Annotated in this window: 11 protein-coding genes; 2 read left to right on the top strand and 9 right to left on the bottom strand. The window is 39.3% G+C overall.

The window, feature by feature from the left end; translation table 11 throughout:
- Nucleotides 1-115: 115 nt before the first annotated feature.
- The 9 genes from ppc to ilvA all read right to left on the bottom strand — a co-directional run bounded on the left by ppc (nucleotide 116) and on the right by ilvA (nucleotide 12,256).
- Entirely contained in the window at nucleotides 116-2,866 is a 2,751-nt protein-coding gene (gene ppc / locus ATG70_RS07470; RefSeq protein WP_098443707.1) for a phosphoenolpyruvate carboxylase, read from the bottom strand.
- Nucleotides 2,867-3,109: 243 nt separating this feature from the next.
- The gene (locus ATG70_RS07465; RefSeq protein WP_098443706.1) at nucleotides 3,110-3,769 is read right to left on the bottom strand and encodes a potassium channel family protein; all 660 of its coding nucleotides are present in this window, start codon (nucleotides 3,767-3,769) and stop codon (nucleotides 3,110-3,112) included.
- Between the two features lie 15 nt (nucleotides 3,770-3,784).
- Nucleotides 3,785-5,098, bottom strand: a complete 1,314-nt coding sequence (locus tag ATG70_RS07460; protein ID WP_098443705.1) for a TrkH family potassium uptake protein — start codon at nucleotides 5,096-5,098, stop codon at nucleotides 3,785-3,787.
- 79 nt (nucleotides 5,099-5,177) lie between these two features.
- Entirely contained in the window at nucleotides 5,178-6,143 is a 966-nt protein-coding gene (locus tag ATG70_RS07455) for an MBL fold metallo-hydrolase (RefSeq protein WP_098443704.1), read from the bottom strand.
- Between the two features lie 105 nt (nucleotides 6,144-6,248).
- Nucleotides 6,249-6,818 (bottom strand): histidine phosphatase family protein, encoded by a 570-nt coding sequence (locus tag ATG70_RS07450; RefSeq protein ID WP_098443703.1) that lies wholly within the window; start codon nucleotides 6,816-6,818, stop codon nucleotides 6,249-6,251.
- Between the two features lie 21 nt (nucleotides 6,819-6,839).
- Nucleotides 6,840-7,787 (bottom strand): aminoglycoside phosphotransferase family protein, encoded by a 948-nt coding sequence (locus tag ATG70_RS07445; RefSeq protein WP_098443702.1) that lies wholly within the window; start codon nucleotides 7,785-7,787, stop codon nucleotides 6,840-6,842.
- Nucleotides 7,788-7,861: 74 nt separating this feature from the next.
- Nucleotides 7,862-9,787, bottom strand: a complete 1,926-nt coding sequence (locus ATG70_RS07440; protein ID WP_098443701.1) for an ATP-dependent DNA helicase — start codon at nucleotides 9,785-9,787, stop codon at nucleotides 7,862-7,864.
- A 148-nt stretch (nucleotides 9,788-9,935) separates the two neighbouring features.
- Nucleotides 9,936-10,898, bottom strand: a complete 963-nt coding sequence (locus ATG70_RS07435) for an LLM class flavin-dependent oxidoreductase (protein WP_098443700.1) — start codon at nucleotides 10,896-10,898, stop codon at nucleotides 9,936-9,938.
- 101 nt (nucleotides 10,899-10,999) lie between these two features.
- Entirely contained in the window at nucleotides 11,000-12,256 is a 1,257-nt protein-coding gene (ilvA, locus tag ATG70_RS07430) for a threonine ammonia-lyase IlvA (RefSeq protein WP_098443699.1), read from the bottom strand.
- 166 nt (nucleotides 12,257-12,422) lie between these two features.
- Between ilvA and ATG70_RS07425 the strand changes: the two genes are divergently transcribed.
- Together ATG70_RS07425 and ATG70_RS07420 are read left to right on the top strand one after the other, a co-directional pair.
- Nucleotides 12,423-13,070: an MtnX-like HAD-IB family phosphatase gene (locus tag ATG70_RS07425; protein WP_098443698.1), complete on the top strand. Its 648-nt coding sequence runs from the start codon at nucleotides 12,423-12,425 to the stop codon at nucleotides 13,068-13,070.
- 2 nt (nucleotides 13,071-13,072) lie between these two features.
- The gene (locus ATG70_RS07420; RefSeq protein ID WP_098443697.1) at nucleotides 13,073-14,119 is read left to right on the top strand and encodes an iron-containing alcohol dehydrogenase family protein; all 1,047 of its coding nucleotides are present in this window, start codon (nucleotides 13,073-13,075) and stop codon (nucleotides 14,117-14,119) included.
- Nucleotides 14,120-14,177 lie beyond the last annotated feature (58 nt).

Here is a 14,177-nt window from a genome sequence, read left to right as displayed (position 1 = left end):
GATTTTGTTACTATCTTAGTTTTTCTAAAGGAGGGAAAAGTATTTGTGGTAAATAGCGAGAACCGTGCACGTTCTTTACAATAAATACCCCTCTACATGTAGAGGGGTATTTGTATCAGCCTGTATTTCGAAGGCCAGCCGCAATGCCGTTAATGGTTAACAGAATTTCTTTCAATAGCTCATCGTCCTCGCTACCCTTAGAACGATACGTTGAAATTAGTTCAACCTGAAGCGAACTTAATGGATCAACATAAGGGTTACGTAAACGAATGGAATCTTTAATATTTGGCGTACCGTCAAGAAGCTCTTCTTGATCTGTAATGGTTAAGATAACATCCTTTGTAAGATGATATTCATCAACAATTTTACCAAAAATGCGGTTTGCAAGTTGTTCATCATCGATTAAGAACATATATTTCTCGGCTGTAGAAAGGTCTGCTTTCATTAAACCCATTTGTAAGTTATCGATAAGAGAAGCAAAAAATGGCCAGTTTTGATACATTTCTTTTAAATTCTTTAAGCCTTCTTCTGTTGCGGCAAGTTTCGTTAAACCAGTGCCAGAAGCATACCATGCTGGCATAAGTTGACGGCTTTGGGTCCAGGCAAATACCCATGGAATTGCACGTAAATCATCAAAATGATCTGTTCCTTTTCTGCTCATAGGGCGTGAACCAATGTTTAATGCGCCAAGTTCTGGGAGTGGAGTTCCTTGTTTGAAGTAAGCAAGGAATCCGTCATCTTCAAAAACAAGCGACTGATAAGATTTAAGTGAAACAGATGACATTTCCTCCATCATTTTGTGCCATTTTTCCTGACGCTGATCTTTTTCAATTCCAGAAACCGCAGAAGTAAGTAATGTCGTTGTTGCTTGTTCCAAGCTTCGATAAGCGATATCGTAAAGCAAATAGCGAGAAGAAAGCACTTCACCTTGCTCTGTAATTTTAACCCCAGCTGTATATGTTTCTGGAGGTTGTGACAAAAGACTTCTGCGAAGTGGGCCACCACCACGACCGAGTGCTCCACCACGTCCATGAAAGAATTTAAGACGAAGGTTTTTTTCAGAAGCAATGCTGCTAATTTCTTGCTGGGCCTGATAAAGCTTCCAGTTAGCTGTAAGTGTACCTCCATCCTTACTTCCATCTGAATACCCAAGCATAATTTCCTGACGGTTGTCGAGCTGGGCTAAGTGGTTTTTATAGACCGGGAGTTCAAAAAGCCTCTTCATAATGGAAGGTCCTGCTTTTAGGTCATCGATGGTTTCAAGTAAAGGCGCAATATTTAAATCACTTTCAACACTTCCATCAGCATGCAATCGGTAAATGTTCGCCTCTTTTGCAAGAACAAGCACTTCAAGAAGATCACTTGCTGAACGGGTCATGCTGATCAAGTAAACAGAAATTGCCTTTGTACCGAATTCTTGGTGAGCTTTTTTAATCATTGTAAAGATATCAATGATTTTTCGGGTTTTTTCAGAGTAGTCCTCATAAGTCGATAAAACAGGACGTGGATCCTCTAAAATACTAGTAAGTAGTTGAACTTTTTCTTCTTCCTCAAGTGTTGCATAATTATTTGCCATATTGACGCGGCTTAAAATTTCTGCGATTGCTCCCTCGTGTTCACCACTATGATTTCGAACATCTAACGTAGCGAGATGAAATCCGAAAAGGGATACTTGACGAATGAGTTTATTTAGTTCAGAAAAATGGGCACCTTCCGGAAAATGTTGACGCAAACTATTGCTAATAAGTTTTAAATCTGCGATAAATTGTTCCGTATTTTTGTATCCGTTCTCACCGTTCACTTGAGTGAGCTTTTCTAATACATATGCCAATTTAACACGATAAGCCTCGTGTGGAACGCCCCACTCTTTTGCGTTTGGAAGTTGACGTTTATCTTCCTCAATGGATTCCATCAACTCACTACATATAGAAATGCGGTTTGTGGATTGGCTTAGCTGTCTCATTAAATTTTTCACTGATTCTTTATATTTTGAAATGACCACTTCTCGCTGACGTTTTAGTGTACTCCAGGTAACCTCTGGCGTTACAAATGGATTTCCATCTCGATCTCCGCCGATCCAGGAGCCAAATTTTAATATATTCGGTACTTCCCATTTAGCATCAGGATAATGTTCTTGTAGACACTCTTCTAATTCCTGATGGATTTGAGGTAACACTTCAAATAAGGTTTCTTCAAAATAAAACAGCCCCATGTTCACTTCATCCATAACGGAAGGTTTTTTATGTCGTAATTCATCAGTTTGCCAAAGGATTGTAATCTCGTTAAGTAGATCCGCTTTTAATGCTTTTTGTTCTCGCTTTGTTAACAGCGGATTATCCAATTGTTGTAATGATTTCGCAATACGTTTATGAATTTCAAGGACTGAGCGTCTTGTTGCTTCAGTTGGATGCGCAGTTAAAATCAGTTCGAGTGATAGAGAAGATAACGTATCTTCAATCAGCTCACCCGGTACATTGTTCTTCTTAAGTAAAGAGATTGCGTGCGCAATGGATCCAGGCTGAGACTGTTCTTCTTCCAACATTTGATAGTCTCTGCGTCTTCGAATACGATGATTTTGTTCTGCGATATTTACAAGGTGAAAATATAGAGCAAATGCACGAATGACTTGTTTCCTCATAGGTGGTTGAAGCGTCTGAATGGTTTCCTTCAGCTGCTGAGAAGTTTCGAGATCTGCAGCTGTTCTGAGGGATTTCGTCTTCTCACGAATCGATTCAACCATATCAAGAAGTTCTTTGCCGCCATGCTGCACTAAAACGTCACCGAGAAGGCTTCCTAGCATGTTAATGTCACGCCTTAGGGCAACGTGGTGACTTTGTTGCGTTGAATGTGCCGTATCAATTGTCATGTCCGATCAACCTTTCTAATAAAAACTTAATACCAAATATTAAAAATATTTCAATAAACTTATTATAAACAAGAAATTTTATTCTTGTCATCTTTTATGACACCTGATCTCTATGCAAAAGTAAGCGATTTGTACTGAAAGGACAACAATGTAAACGCATTCAAATGTTTTTTTATTTTTTTGTATTTTCATAAAAAAATCCGCAAAACTATGCGGATTTTCATTTCCTATTGAGTTACTTATTCAGATTGAAAATTTGTGTTTAAAGCGCTCGATTTTCTTATTTTCTCCAACCATTAAGATAACATCCCCTTTTTGGAACGCGACTTCTGCATAGCGACTCAAAATAGGTGCTTCCTTCCGCAAGATAAGGGAGACGTTCAATTCATATTTTCTAGAAAAATCGAGTTCGAAAAGCGTTTTTCCAACTAGTTCTTCCGGAACCTCAACTTCAATAGCCGATACGTTTTTTGTAATTTCGATATACTCGAGCACATTTGGCATCATAATTTGTTTCGCTACTTTCATCCCTGCTTCTTCTTCAGGATAAATGACCTGATCTGCTCCTAAGTTAGATAAAATTTCACCTATTTCGCGACTAACTGCTTTTGTAATAATTTTTTTTGCCTTCCGATCACGAAGTCTGTTCGTAATTAAAATCGCTGAATACGCGTCCGTACCGATCGCGACAAATACGGCGTCATATTGCTCAACATTAAGATCATCCATCACGCGGTTTTCACGTAAATCTCCGACAATGGAGTGGGTCGTATAATCGTCAATATCTTCTAATGGTCCTTCATCTTTATCACACACGACAACATCACATTTTTGCTCATATAGCTCACGGATGATGCCTTTTGCAAACCTTCCTGCACCGATTACTAAAAATTGTTTACGCATCGTTCCTCACTCCTTCTATCCAACAGCCAGATCTTCTTTGATGTAACGTGTTCTAGATTTATCGATTTTAAATACAGCGTAAATGAAGCTAAATACGCCAATACGCCCAATAATCATAAGCATGCATAATAATAGCTTTGATACCCCTGTAAGTTCTCCAGTGATGCCCATTGATAATCCGGTATTCGTTAACGCCGAAATGACTTCAAAAGCCACCAAAAGGATTTCTTGAGATTCAAAATAGGAAAGTACAATGGTCGAAAACCCAAATAAAAAGATGAAGCTTAAAAAGATAAGAAAGGATTTATTAATGGAATCCTGAGAAATGGTTTTTTTAAATAAAGTAGTGTATTCTTCCGACTTTGCGACAGATACCATCTTTGCGAGAAGTACTGCAAAAGTAGTTAAGCGCAGTCCTCCTCCTGTACTAGAAGAAGATCCACCTATAAACATCAAACTCATTAAAATAAGGACAGTCGTGATATCAAGCGTTGAAATGTCGACAGTCGTTAACCCCCCGTTTCGGGAGGTGGCTGAAAGGAAAACCACATTTACGAACTTATCCCATAAAGATAAATGATTAAATACGCCGTTGTACTCTAAAAAGAAATACACCATAAGTCCAATGAGAAAAAGTGAACTATGTAGTCTAATATTTACTTTTGTAAATAAACTTTTCTTTTTACGAAAGCCTAATATGTATTCGACGATGGTGGGAAATCCAAGGCTACCAAGGAAAATCATTGTAGCGGACGTTAAAAGCAATAGCCAATTATGCTGATAAGAAATTAAGCTATCTCCAAACAAATCGAATCCTGCATTCGTAAAGCTTGCAACACTGTGAAAAACGGTAACAAAGACCGCTTCTTTTACGGAGTTATATTGTTCACTAATTGCATTGAACATGAGACTAAATCCAATGGCTTCCACTGTTAACGCAATCATTAATACCGACAAACTTAACGAACGAATGGTTTTTAGCTGCGATTGATTTTGGTCTTTAGAAATTAAAAGCATGCTGGACATCGTTAGCTTCTTTCCCATCATAAGAAAAAGATAGCTGACTAGAACCAGTATGCCAATGCCGCCTAGCTGCATTTCAATAATCAATAATGCCTGTCCAATTCGAGTGAAGTCTGTCGAAATATTTACTGAAGATAAACCCGTTACGCTAAGAGCACTTGTTGAGATAAAAAGCGAATCAACCGCTTGTAGTGACCCGTAATGCGAAAAAGGCAGCAAATAAAGAATGGCAAATAAGACGATGGTTCCTACGTATGTGATAAAAATATAACGAAATGATTGAATCGTTGATTTGGATTTTAGCATAGCACCTCTCCACACGTTGGTCTGTAGACTTATTCACTATATCATAAACGGTTTTGCTTAGTATCCATAAGAAAACCACTTAAGATCCCCCTAAGTGGTTCTTACTTTTTTTTCGATCAACGTAATCCAATAGGCCAAGTGCCGACACGTGTAAGTCCATCTTGATGTATTGATAAACGGGATGATCAAGAGGCACGCCTTGTTTGAATAAAGCGGCTTGAACATAACTTAGAAGCGCTTTGAAAAGGTGTTCTGATCGCTCATCATTCTTCTGTTCTTGACTTGTTACTTCTTCAGTTATTCTCAAAAACACAGATAACCATGTTGTTAGTTGCCGAATGACTTCATCCGGGTTGTTAGACTGACCATAGTGCCCAAAGTAAATAAGACTAGGATGAAAAGACATGATTTTATCAGCAGATGCTAGCATATCATCTGGATCAAATTGGTTTGGTGAGGTTGAGGGTAAATATACTTCGACATCGAGTTGTGGATAATAAACCCCTAGTGTGTCCCCAACAAACATGCCGTTCGTTTTGGAATCATGTATGGAAAAATGGTGTTTTGCATGTCCAGGTGTATCGATAAATGTTAATACCCGATTCTGACCAATCTTAATTTTATCGTAATCTTTTAAAATCACTAAGCGTTCTTCTGGTATTGGCAGAATCGGTTCAAATAACTCTTTAAATCGTTTGCCATAAACTGCTTTAGCTCCCTCAATTAAACGAGTTGGGTTTTCTAAATGTCGTGCTCCTTTTGAATGAACAAGAATACGCGCATTGGGACATTTCTTTAGCAGCAGGCCTGCTCCGCCGGCGTGATCAAGATGAATGTGCGTCACAATGATATGACGCACTTCATTCAGGTCGATATGTAATTTTTCTAACCCGCTAATTAAGTGTGAAATCGAAGGACTTGCACTTGTTTCAATAACGGTTAGTTCTTCTTCATGCAGGACATAACAACCTGTCCGCTGTTCGAGAGACAGGTCGTACAGATCGATAAGAGATAAATCTTCTGCTATACGGTTAGGAAGCTTCATCGTTCATTCCCTCCATTAAGTAAGTTACACACACTGAAAGACTTCTTGATGCTAATCGAATATCCTTTTAAAGATGCATAATGGAGCTATAGACAACTTTACTTGTTATTCAAGGTGACTTGTTGAGTGATAAAGTTCATTTAACCACTCGTCTCCTTTTCTTCTTAAAACCGTTAAAGATGTGTTCACAATATGCTTTTCATGATTTAGTTCAGGTAGTGTGCTTTTAAAGAAATGTCGAAGAAACGATCCATGGCTTACGATAAGAATGTTTTGACCTGGATGTTGGTGGTGTAAGTCATTTAATGCTTCATGCGCTCTTGCCACAACGAGTTCTTCTTTTTCGATACCGAGATCTAACTCACGCCATTTCTCTCCCCATTTCTCTATTCGCTCTAGCTCCGTTGTGCCTTCAATTTGTCCTCCGCCAGCTTCCCGCAACCTTGGATCCGTTTTAACATCAATATGAAGAAACCGCCCGATAATTTCAGCTGTTTCTTTTGCACGTGATAGATCACTTGAAACGATCATATCCCACTCATCATTTAAGAGTGACTCACCTAGCTTAGCTGCATCACGGCGACCTTGTTCATCAAGGTGAATATCCGAGCTGCCTTGAGCCCGCTTTTCTTTATTCCATGATGTACTCCCGTGGCGAATAAAACCTATTCTCATGTCTTTTCCCTCTCTCTTTAACTATTCTGAGTGAATCGTTTGATTGATAAGGCGCGTAATATCTTTCACTCTATTTTCTCCACACATAACTCTGTCAAGCAAGCTACATAGCGCTACAAGATCAGCAAGCTTCGCGAGCTTTTTCCATTGCTCCGGTAGGGAAATCCCTTTATTCTTTAACCCCTCAAATAAACCTTGTTCAAATGAGTCGATGTGATTGAATTCGTACCGAAGCAAGTTCCCTATGTCAAAATAAATACTCCCTGATAATGCAAATTCCCAATCCAGAATGGCATTCACTTCCGTTCCTGTCATTAAGATGTTCAATCCATTAAAATCACCATGAACAAGTCCGGCTCCACTCTGATCTTTTTGCAGTAAGGGCGCATTTCCCTTTGCAAATTCGATAATTTTCTCAGGCAAATGTTCCGGTAACCATTTAGAAGCATGATGGTTGAAAAACGATTCGATTGTCGTGATGAATGACTGAGGAGTTAACCGAAATTCTTCCCTGACGATAAGGTTCGGGTCTAGAAATCCATATGTAGTAAAACGCTTTTCCCGAATACAGCCAAGCTGCTCACCTATTGATTTCCCCATTTCTCCGATCTCGCGCGCTGAAGAATTCGTCAGCTGATCTCGTAGTAACACACCTTTCTTCCATTCTAAAAGTCCAATATTATACCCATTCCATTTAGTCGAGTGCAGAAAATCGGGTCTTTGTACACGTGTAGGAAGAATGTGATGGATTTCTTTTTCACGTAATAAACTCTCAGAATCTCTAGCTATTCGAATAACTACAGGCTTTTCATTTGCAATGTCGACTTTCAAATTTGTGTGACTTAAGCCCTCAGAAAGGTAACTCGTTGATGTAATGCTCGCATTCGGATGATAGCTTTTTACTATTGATGTAATGGCTTCATCTGGAAGATGAATGATCGCTTGGTGTCTTTCCCAATTTGTTTTCATTCTATCCCTCCTCTACCTATCATACCAACTCCTATTGAAAAAAGCTCTTTCTCATTGGAGAAAGAGCTTTTGATTTAATTCCAGTTAATTGGTAATGGCAACACTTCTTGGACTTGCTTTTCGTATGTGGTGATTTGTTCTTCTGTCATCCAAATCCGTACAGACCCACGATCCGCACTGCTTCGAATTAATCGACCAATTCCCTGTCGTAAACGTAGCAACATATAAGGAAGATCCACTTCGTTTACTGGATTTTCTGAGTGACTTCGCTTCGCCTGAAATACCGGGTCGTTTGGTGGAAATGGCAAGGATGAAATAAGCACCTGCGTAAGCGATTCACCTGGTACATCAAGTCCTTCCCACAGATGATACGAGCATAGAACGGTGGAATGTTCTCGCTGAAAAGCTTTTACTGTTTCACTGATTTCACGATCGCCTTCATAGATGATTGTGAAATTCCAGCTTTCTTGATCGGCCCAGTTGCGGAATCGGTTCATTTCTTCAAGTGATGAAAATAGCAATAAAGAATGGCCTTTGTTATGGTTGAGTGCATGGCCCATTTCTTCCCATTTCTCTTTCTCAGATTGAGAAACCGTTCCGTTCATTTTCATTTGTGTCTCATAATCAAATGGAGAATTCACAGAAAATGAGGCGTATTTTTGAATACCAAGACTACTTGCTGTATAAGAGAAATCCCCTGCCTGAGATAACGTTGCAGATGAAAAGACAAAAGGAATTTTTTGCGAAAATACTTCTTTTCTTAAAATGTCTTCTACAAGTCTTGGCATAATCACAAGCGACGTTTGTGTCTCTGTTTCCTCAAGCCAGTGAATCCCTTCTCCATCGTGAAGTAACGTTCTTAATCCATAAGCGAAAAATTCGAGATATTCTTCCATGATCTTGACGTGATAATCTTCCATCACATGAAGCTCAGAATCAAAAACAAGCTGTTCCAATAATGCATCAACCTTTTCAGCAATGGCTTTTGCGATTTCAATCATTGTTTCTGTACGAGGTACATCCTTACGAACTGAACCTTCTACGGCTATTGCTGAGTCACTGAGATGAGCAAACCAGTTATCATGAAGCTCAAGAATCTCTTCGACAAGTGTGAGGGATTCTTCCCGTACATCCTGGTCCATGTATCCTGTCAGGATACTTGAGAGGGTCTCAGAGTGAAAGCGATAAGTTAATCCTTTTTGTGCTGAGAATTCAAGGAGGTGTCCCTCATCAAAAACAACTGTACTTGCTTCAGGAAGCAATGGAAGTTGTCCTTCACGTTTGCGTGATTCTTTCGTCCAAATATGTTCCATATAAAAATCATGAGAACAAATGATTAAATCACTTGCATGTCGATAGTATTCACGATTTAATGTTTGTCCACATCGATGGCGCCAATCACAAGTTGAACACTGTTGTAACGGATCCCAGGCGATTTTTTCCCACTTATCATTTGGTACCCAAGGGTATTCTTTGCGATCGCCATATCGATGGAATGATTTCATCGACGCAGCAGGTTCATAGACAAACTCTGGAATTTCATCGTGAACGCTCAGAATATCTTCATCATCTGTTCGATGTGAAAGGTAATCTAGTTTTTTTACACAAACATACTGTTCTCTTGCTTTAGCGAGGCGAACATCTACGGTTAACCCAAGAGCTTTCTCAAGCTTCTCAATGTCTCCGCCTTCTTTTACGAGCTGCTCAATAAGCGTTTCATCCGCACAGGAAATAATGGCAGGTTTTCGTGTATACCGTGCATAGCAAATCGCATATAGCAAATAAACAAACGTTTTTCCTGTTCCTACGCCTGCTTCGGCAAAAACAACGCTCTTATTCTTAAAGGCTTGTTCAATTTGAAAAGCCATGAAGATCTGTTCATCGCGAAGCTCGTAACCATGTTCAGGTAAAATGTCGTAAAATACATCGCCAACATAGTCTCCAAGCTTCTCGTAAAAAGAATCTTCCTTTGTAATTTCGAAAGGTAGTGATTGAGTCATGTACGGTCTCCTCTTCTAGCGTGATCCGTCCTTTTATTTTCTTATCTATTTGTACTGTTCAAATGCTGACAGTTCGTAACGTGTGTTATAAAAACAAAAGAAACCAAACTCTATCATAACAGATTTATTCGTATTAGTGAAAAATCATCTATTCTTTCTGTATAGCTTCACCTAGAAGCTGATAAGAAGTCAACCTTTCCTCACGATTAGGCGTGATCGTCGTAATCATAAGTTCATCTGGTTCATATTCTTTTTCAAGCTTCATTAGCTTCTGTTTTACCGTTTCAAATGATCCGCTAATGAGTTTTGTATTGGATTTAGTAGGAAGGGAAACGCGTTTTGCCTCTTCAACGGATATGAGAGCTTTTTCCCCTTTTGTACGAGCTTCATTAACAACGTGTGTCCAATTGGCAAGTTCATCTGCTCGTGCGGTGGTTTCACTACATATAACGGAAACCGCTAAAATCGTATAAGGCCTTTCGCCAACAAAATTGGTTCGATACGTGTTGAGAAGTTCCATTCCATCATGGTCACTCATAAAATAACCAAAAGCATAGGACATGTTATTTTCTGCAGCAAGTAATGCGCTTTTCTTACCTGTTCCAAGTAACCACGGTTCAGGCCTTTGGTTCGGAACAGGTTTTGCTTGAACGTTATGAAACATATGGTCTTTCGGAAAATCATGATTAAGAAAGCGAAGTAATTCTTCCACTTTTTCTGGCATCTTCCTAACTTCTTCGAGGAACCGTGGGGATAGAGCCGTTGTTGCCTCGGCAGATCCACCTGGTGCTCTTCCTAGACCAAGATCAATACGACCTGGAAATAGCGTCGCAAGCGTATGGAAAACTTCAGCGACTTTATATGGTTGATAGTGCGGAAGGAGAATCGCTCCAGCACCTAGGCGGATTTCCTCTGTGTGCGCGCCAATATAGCTTAAGAGTACTTCAGGTGCAGGACAAGCTACATGTTCTAAATCGTGATGTTCTGTGACCCAGTATCGGGTATAGCCAAGACGATCGGCGAGAACAGCTAATTCTTTTGAGGACTGTAGAGCATCCCCTTCCGTTTCTCCATGAAAAATGGGTGATTGGTCAAGTATACTTAGTTTCATTGCACACCTCTTTTTAATACAATCTCTTCCTATCATATAGAAAGAAGCGCCCCATTTATACTAGAAAGCACTGACGAAGAAAAACGCCCATTATAGGCGTTTTAGATAAGTAGGTTAAAGAGGTCCTGATCTTTATTAATTTCAATATAAGAAAACCCTTTTCGATTTAAACGCTCAATCAAAGGTTCATAATCTTCTTTATGCTTAAGTTCGATCCCTGCTAAGACTGGTCCTCGATCTCGGTTGTTCTTTTTTGTATATTCGAAGCGGGTAATATCATCAGTTGGTCCTAATACATCCGCCATAAATTCCTTTAAGGCGCCAGCCCGCTGAGGAAAATGGACAATGAAATAGTGTTTTAACCCTTCATAAATCAAGGAGCGTTCCTGAATTTCCTGCATCCGGTTAATATCGTTATTCCCCCCACTAATGACACAAACAACGTTTTTTCCTTTAATTTGATCTTTATAGAAATCGAGTGAAGCGATCGACAAAGCACCTGCAGGTTCAGCTACAATCGCATTCTGATTGTATAGTTCCAAAATAGTTGTGCAAATCTTTCCTTCTGGTACTAGAACAACATCATCAAGAAGATGCTTGCAAATGTCCAGCGTCAGTTTGCCAACTTGTTTCACCGCTGCACCGTCTACAAATTTATCGATAAAGTCAAGGGGTACGACGCTATCGTGTTCAATCGAACGTTTCATTCCTGCAGCACCTTCGGGTTCAATTCCAACGATTTTCGTATCTGGACTAATGCTTTTAATATACGATCCGACACCAGAAGCAAGTCCACCTCCGCCAATGCCGAGCATCACGTAGTCAACTTCATCAATGTCATTCATAATTTCGAGGCCAACGGTTCCCTGACCTGCAATCGTTCGATAATCATCAAATGGATGAATAAATGTTTTGTCTTGTTTGTTACAAAACTCTTTAGCTGTATGGAAGGAATCATCGAACGTATCTCCTGTTAAAATCACTTCAACGTAGGAGCCTCCAAATAATTCAACTTGTGAAATCTTTTGTCTTGGCGTGGTAGCCGGCATAAAGATGTGACCTTGAATGCCGAGCGTCTTACATGAGAAAGCGACACCTTGTGCATGGTTTCCAGCACTAGCGCATACGATCCCGTTTTCCTTCTCTTCCATTGTTAAGCTCTGAATAAGGTTATATGCCCCTCTTATTTTAAAAGAACGGATGTTTTGCAAATCTTCCCTTTTCAAATAAACGTTGCAGTTATAGCGATCGGAGAGTATTTCATTCCGCTGTAACGGTGTATGAACAACGACTTCTTTTAAAACCTGGTTTGCGATAATGATATCTTCCACCTGGACTTTGCTGATTGTTTTACTCATTCTCGCACTCCTTCAGATTAAATTGAATTGTTTAACTTTTTAAAAATCATTTTAACACAATTTAATGCTGTTGTACGTTATTGTTCTAAAAGAATTGAATTTCTTTTGAATCCAAAAGCATGCTACAATTTTAAGAGATCAGCTATCATACGAGGAGGATACATAAATGAAAAAATGGGCTTTTGTGTCAGATTTTGACGGAACGATTTCAAAAAAGGATTTCTACTGGCTTGTGATTGACACTTACTATCCTGAAGGTAAACCATTGTATAAGAAATGGAAAGCCGGTGAAATGCAGGATATTGATTTTCTTAGCCAGGTATTTCAATCGATTGACCAGCATGAAGAGCAAATTATTCAAGACATTCTCTCGCTACCCATTGATGAGCACGTTCCCTCTTTCATTCGAACGGTTCAGGAAAGCGGTGGGGATTTCTATATACTAAGTGCCGGCACCGATTATTACATTCATCATATTCTCGAGCATTATGGCATTAAAGACGTACCGGTATTCTCAAATAAAGGATATTATGAAGATAAAAATGTCCATTTGTCGATTGATGAAAATCATAAACACTATTCAAGACGTTACGGCATTGATAAATCGAAAGTAATTGCAGAATTAAAGGAAACATATGATGTTGTTTATTTTGCTGGTGACAGCGAACCCGATTCGCATCCTGCGAAAGTTGCCGATCTGACTTTTGCTAAAGATGCACTTCAAGATTTATTAAAGGAAAATAATGTGCCTTATGTTGCGGTTGATTCGTTTTTACAGATAGAAGAATTTTTGCATGAGAAAGGTACCGTTTAAGCATGCATGCATTAACGAATATTCCGATTCCTTCTATTTTGGAGATTCGTTCAGGTATCCGTCATCAGCTAGATCCTATTCTTCATAAACACGGGTTTCATCATGCCCTGTTTTTGTTTGATGCGTTTACTTACGATGCTTATGCCGAGTCCTTTCAGAAATCGAAACACGTGACGATAAACGTTCAAAAAATGGAACCCGGTCAAACCATTCAGGATCTCATTTCATTTGCTTTTACCCTTGATTCCTATGATGTTGTCGTTGCTATGGGGGGCGGTCAGATTATTGACTACGGAAAGTATATTGCATTTTCTAGAAAACTCCCCTTTATCAGCATGCCAACATCTGCTTCCAATGATGGTTTTGCTAGCAGCAATTGTTCTCTTATCGTGAATCAAAAAAAGACGACCGTTCCTGCACAGGTGCCTTTTGGAATTATTGCGGATCTTGAAGTGATTCAACAGGCTCCTTCTCATTTCTTACTTGCAGGAGTTGGTGACTTAATGAGTAACATTACGGCTCTGTATGATTGGGAATTTGAAGAAAGGCATGGAAAGGGACATGTAAATGCTTTCGCAGCGATGCTTAGTAAAAAAGCGGTCAATAGCTTCATTCGAACGCCGATGACTGATCTTCAAAATCCAATCTTTATTAAAGAGCTTGTAAGTTCCTTAACCATGGGCGGTGTGGCCACCGTGATTAGTGGAAATAGTGCTCCAATTAGTGGTTCAGAGCACTTAATTTCACACGCTCTTGACAAACAATTGTCGAAACCTTATATGCATGGGATTCAAGTTGGTCTTGCTACGTACATTATGGCAAACGTCCAAAACCATCGAGCATTACGAATGAAAAAAGTATTTGAGCGAACAGGTTTCTTTCAATATGTAAAAGAAGAAAAGATTCAAAAGTCAACTCTGGCAGAGGCGATTTTATTCGCACCATCAGTAAAACCAAGTCGCTACACATATCTCCATGATCAAACCTTCCAACAAAAGGCTCTCTCTTTCTTAGAAACTGATAACGTGTTACAAGAAGTATTAATATAAAAAAATGCCCTTAACAAAAGGGCATTTTTAACGATGGTTTACATAATAATATTACGTT

It is taken from the genome of Bacillus sp. es.036 (genome assembly GCF_002563635.1).
Lineage (GTDB): Bacteria > Bacillota > Bacilli > Bacillales > Guptibacillaceae > Guptibacillus.
This window is presented reverse-complemented; position numbering and strand designations above follow the sequence as displayed.

Bases quoted from the DNA above. Each gene is read 5' to 3' on its own strand.
- ATG70_RS07450 (WP_098443703.1), bottom strand. From the start codon at position 6,818: ATGAGAATAGGTTTTATTCGCCACGGGAGTACATCATGGAATAAAGAA.
- ATG70_RS07445 (WP_098443702.1), bottom strand. From the start codon at position 7,787: ATGAAAACAAATTGGGAAAGACACCAAGCGATCATTCATCTTCCAGAT.
- ATG70_RS07435 (WP_098443700.1), bottom strand. From the start codon at position 10,898: ATGAAACTAAGTATACTTGACCAATCACCCATTTTTCATGGAGAAACG.
- ATG70_RS07440 (WP_098443701.1), bottom strand. From the start codon at position 9,787: ATGACTCAATCACTACCTTTCGAAATTACAAAGGAAGATTCTTTTTAC.
- ilvA (WP_098443699.1), bottom strand. From the start codon at position 12,256: ATGAGTAAAACAATCAGCAAAGTCCAGGTGGAAGATATCATTATCGCA.
- ppc (WP_098443707.1), bottom strand. From the start codon at position 2,866: ATGACAATTGATACGGCACATTCAACGCAACAAAGTCACCACGTTGCC.
- ATG70_RS07455 (WP_098443704.1), bottom strand. From the start codon at position 6,143: ATGAAGCTTCCTAACCGTATAGCAGAAGATTTATCTCTTATCGATCTG.
- ATG70_RS07465 (WP_098443706.1), bottom strand. From the start codon at position 3,769: ATGCGTAAACAATTTTTAGTAATCGGTGCAGGAAGGTTTGCAAAAGGC.
- ATG70_RS07460 (WP_098443705.1), bottom strand. From the start codon at position 5,098: ATGCTAAAATCCAAATCAACGATTCAATCATTTCGTTATATTTTTATC.
- ATG70_RS07420 (WP_098443697.1), top strand. From the start codon at position 13,073: ATGCATGCATTAACGAATATTCCGATTCCTTCTATTTTGGAGATTCGT.
- ATG70_RS07425 (WP_098443698.1), top strand. From the start codon at position 12,423: ATGAAAAAATGGGCTTTTGTGTCAGATTTTGACGGAACGATTTCAAAA.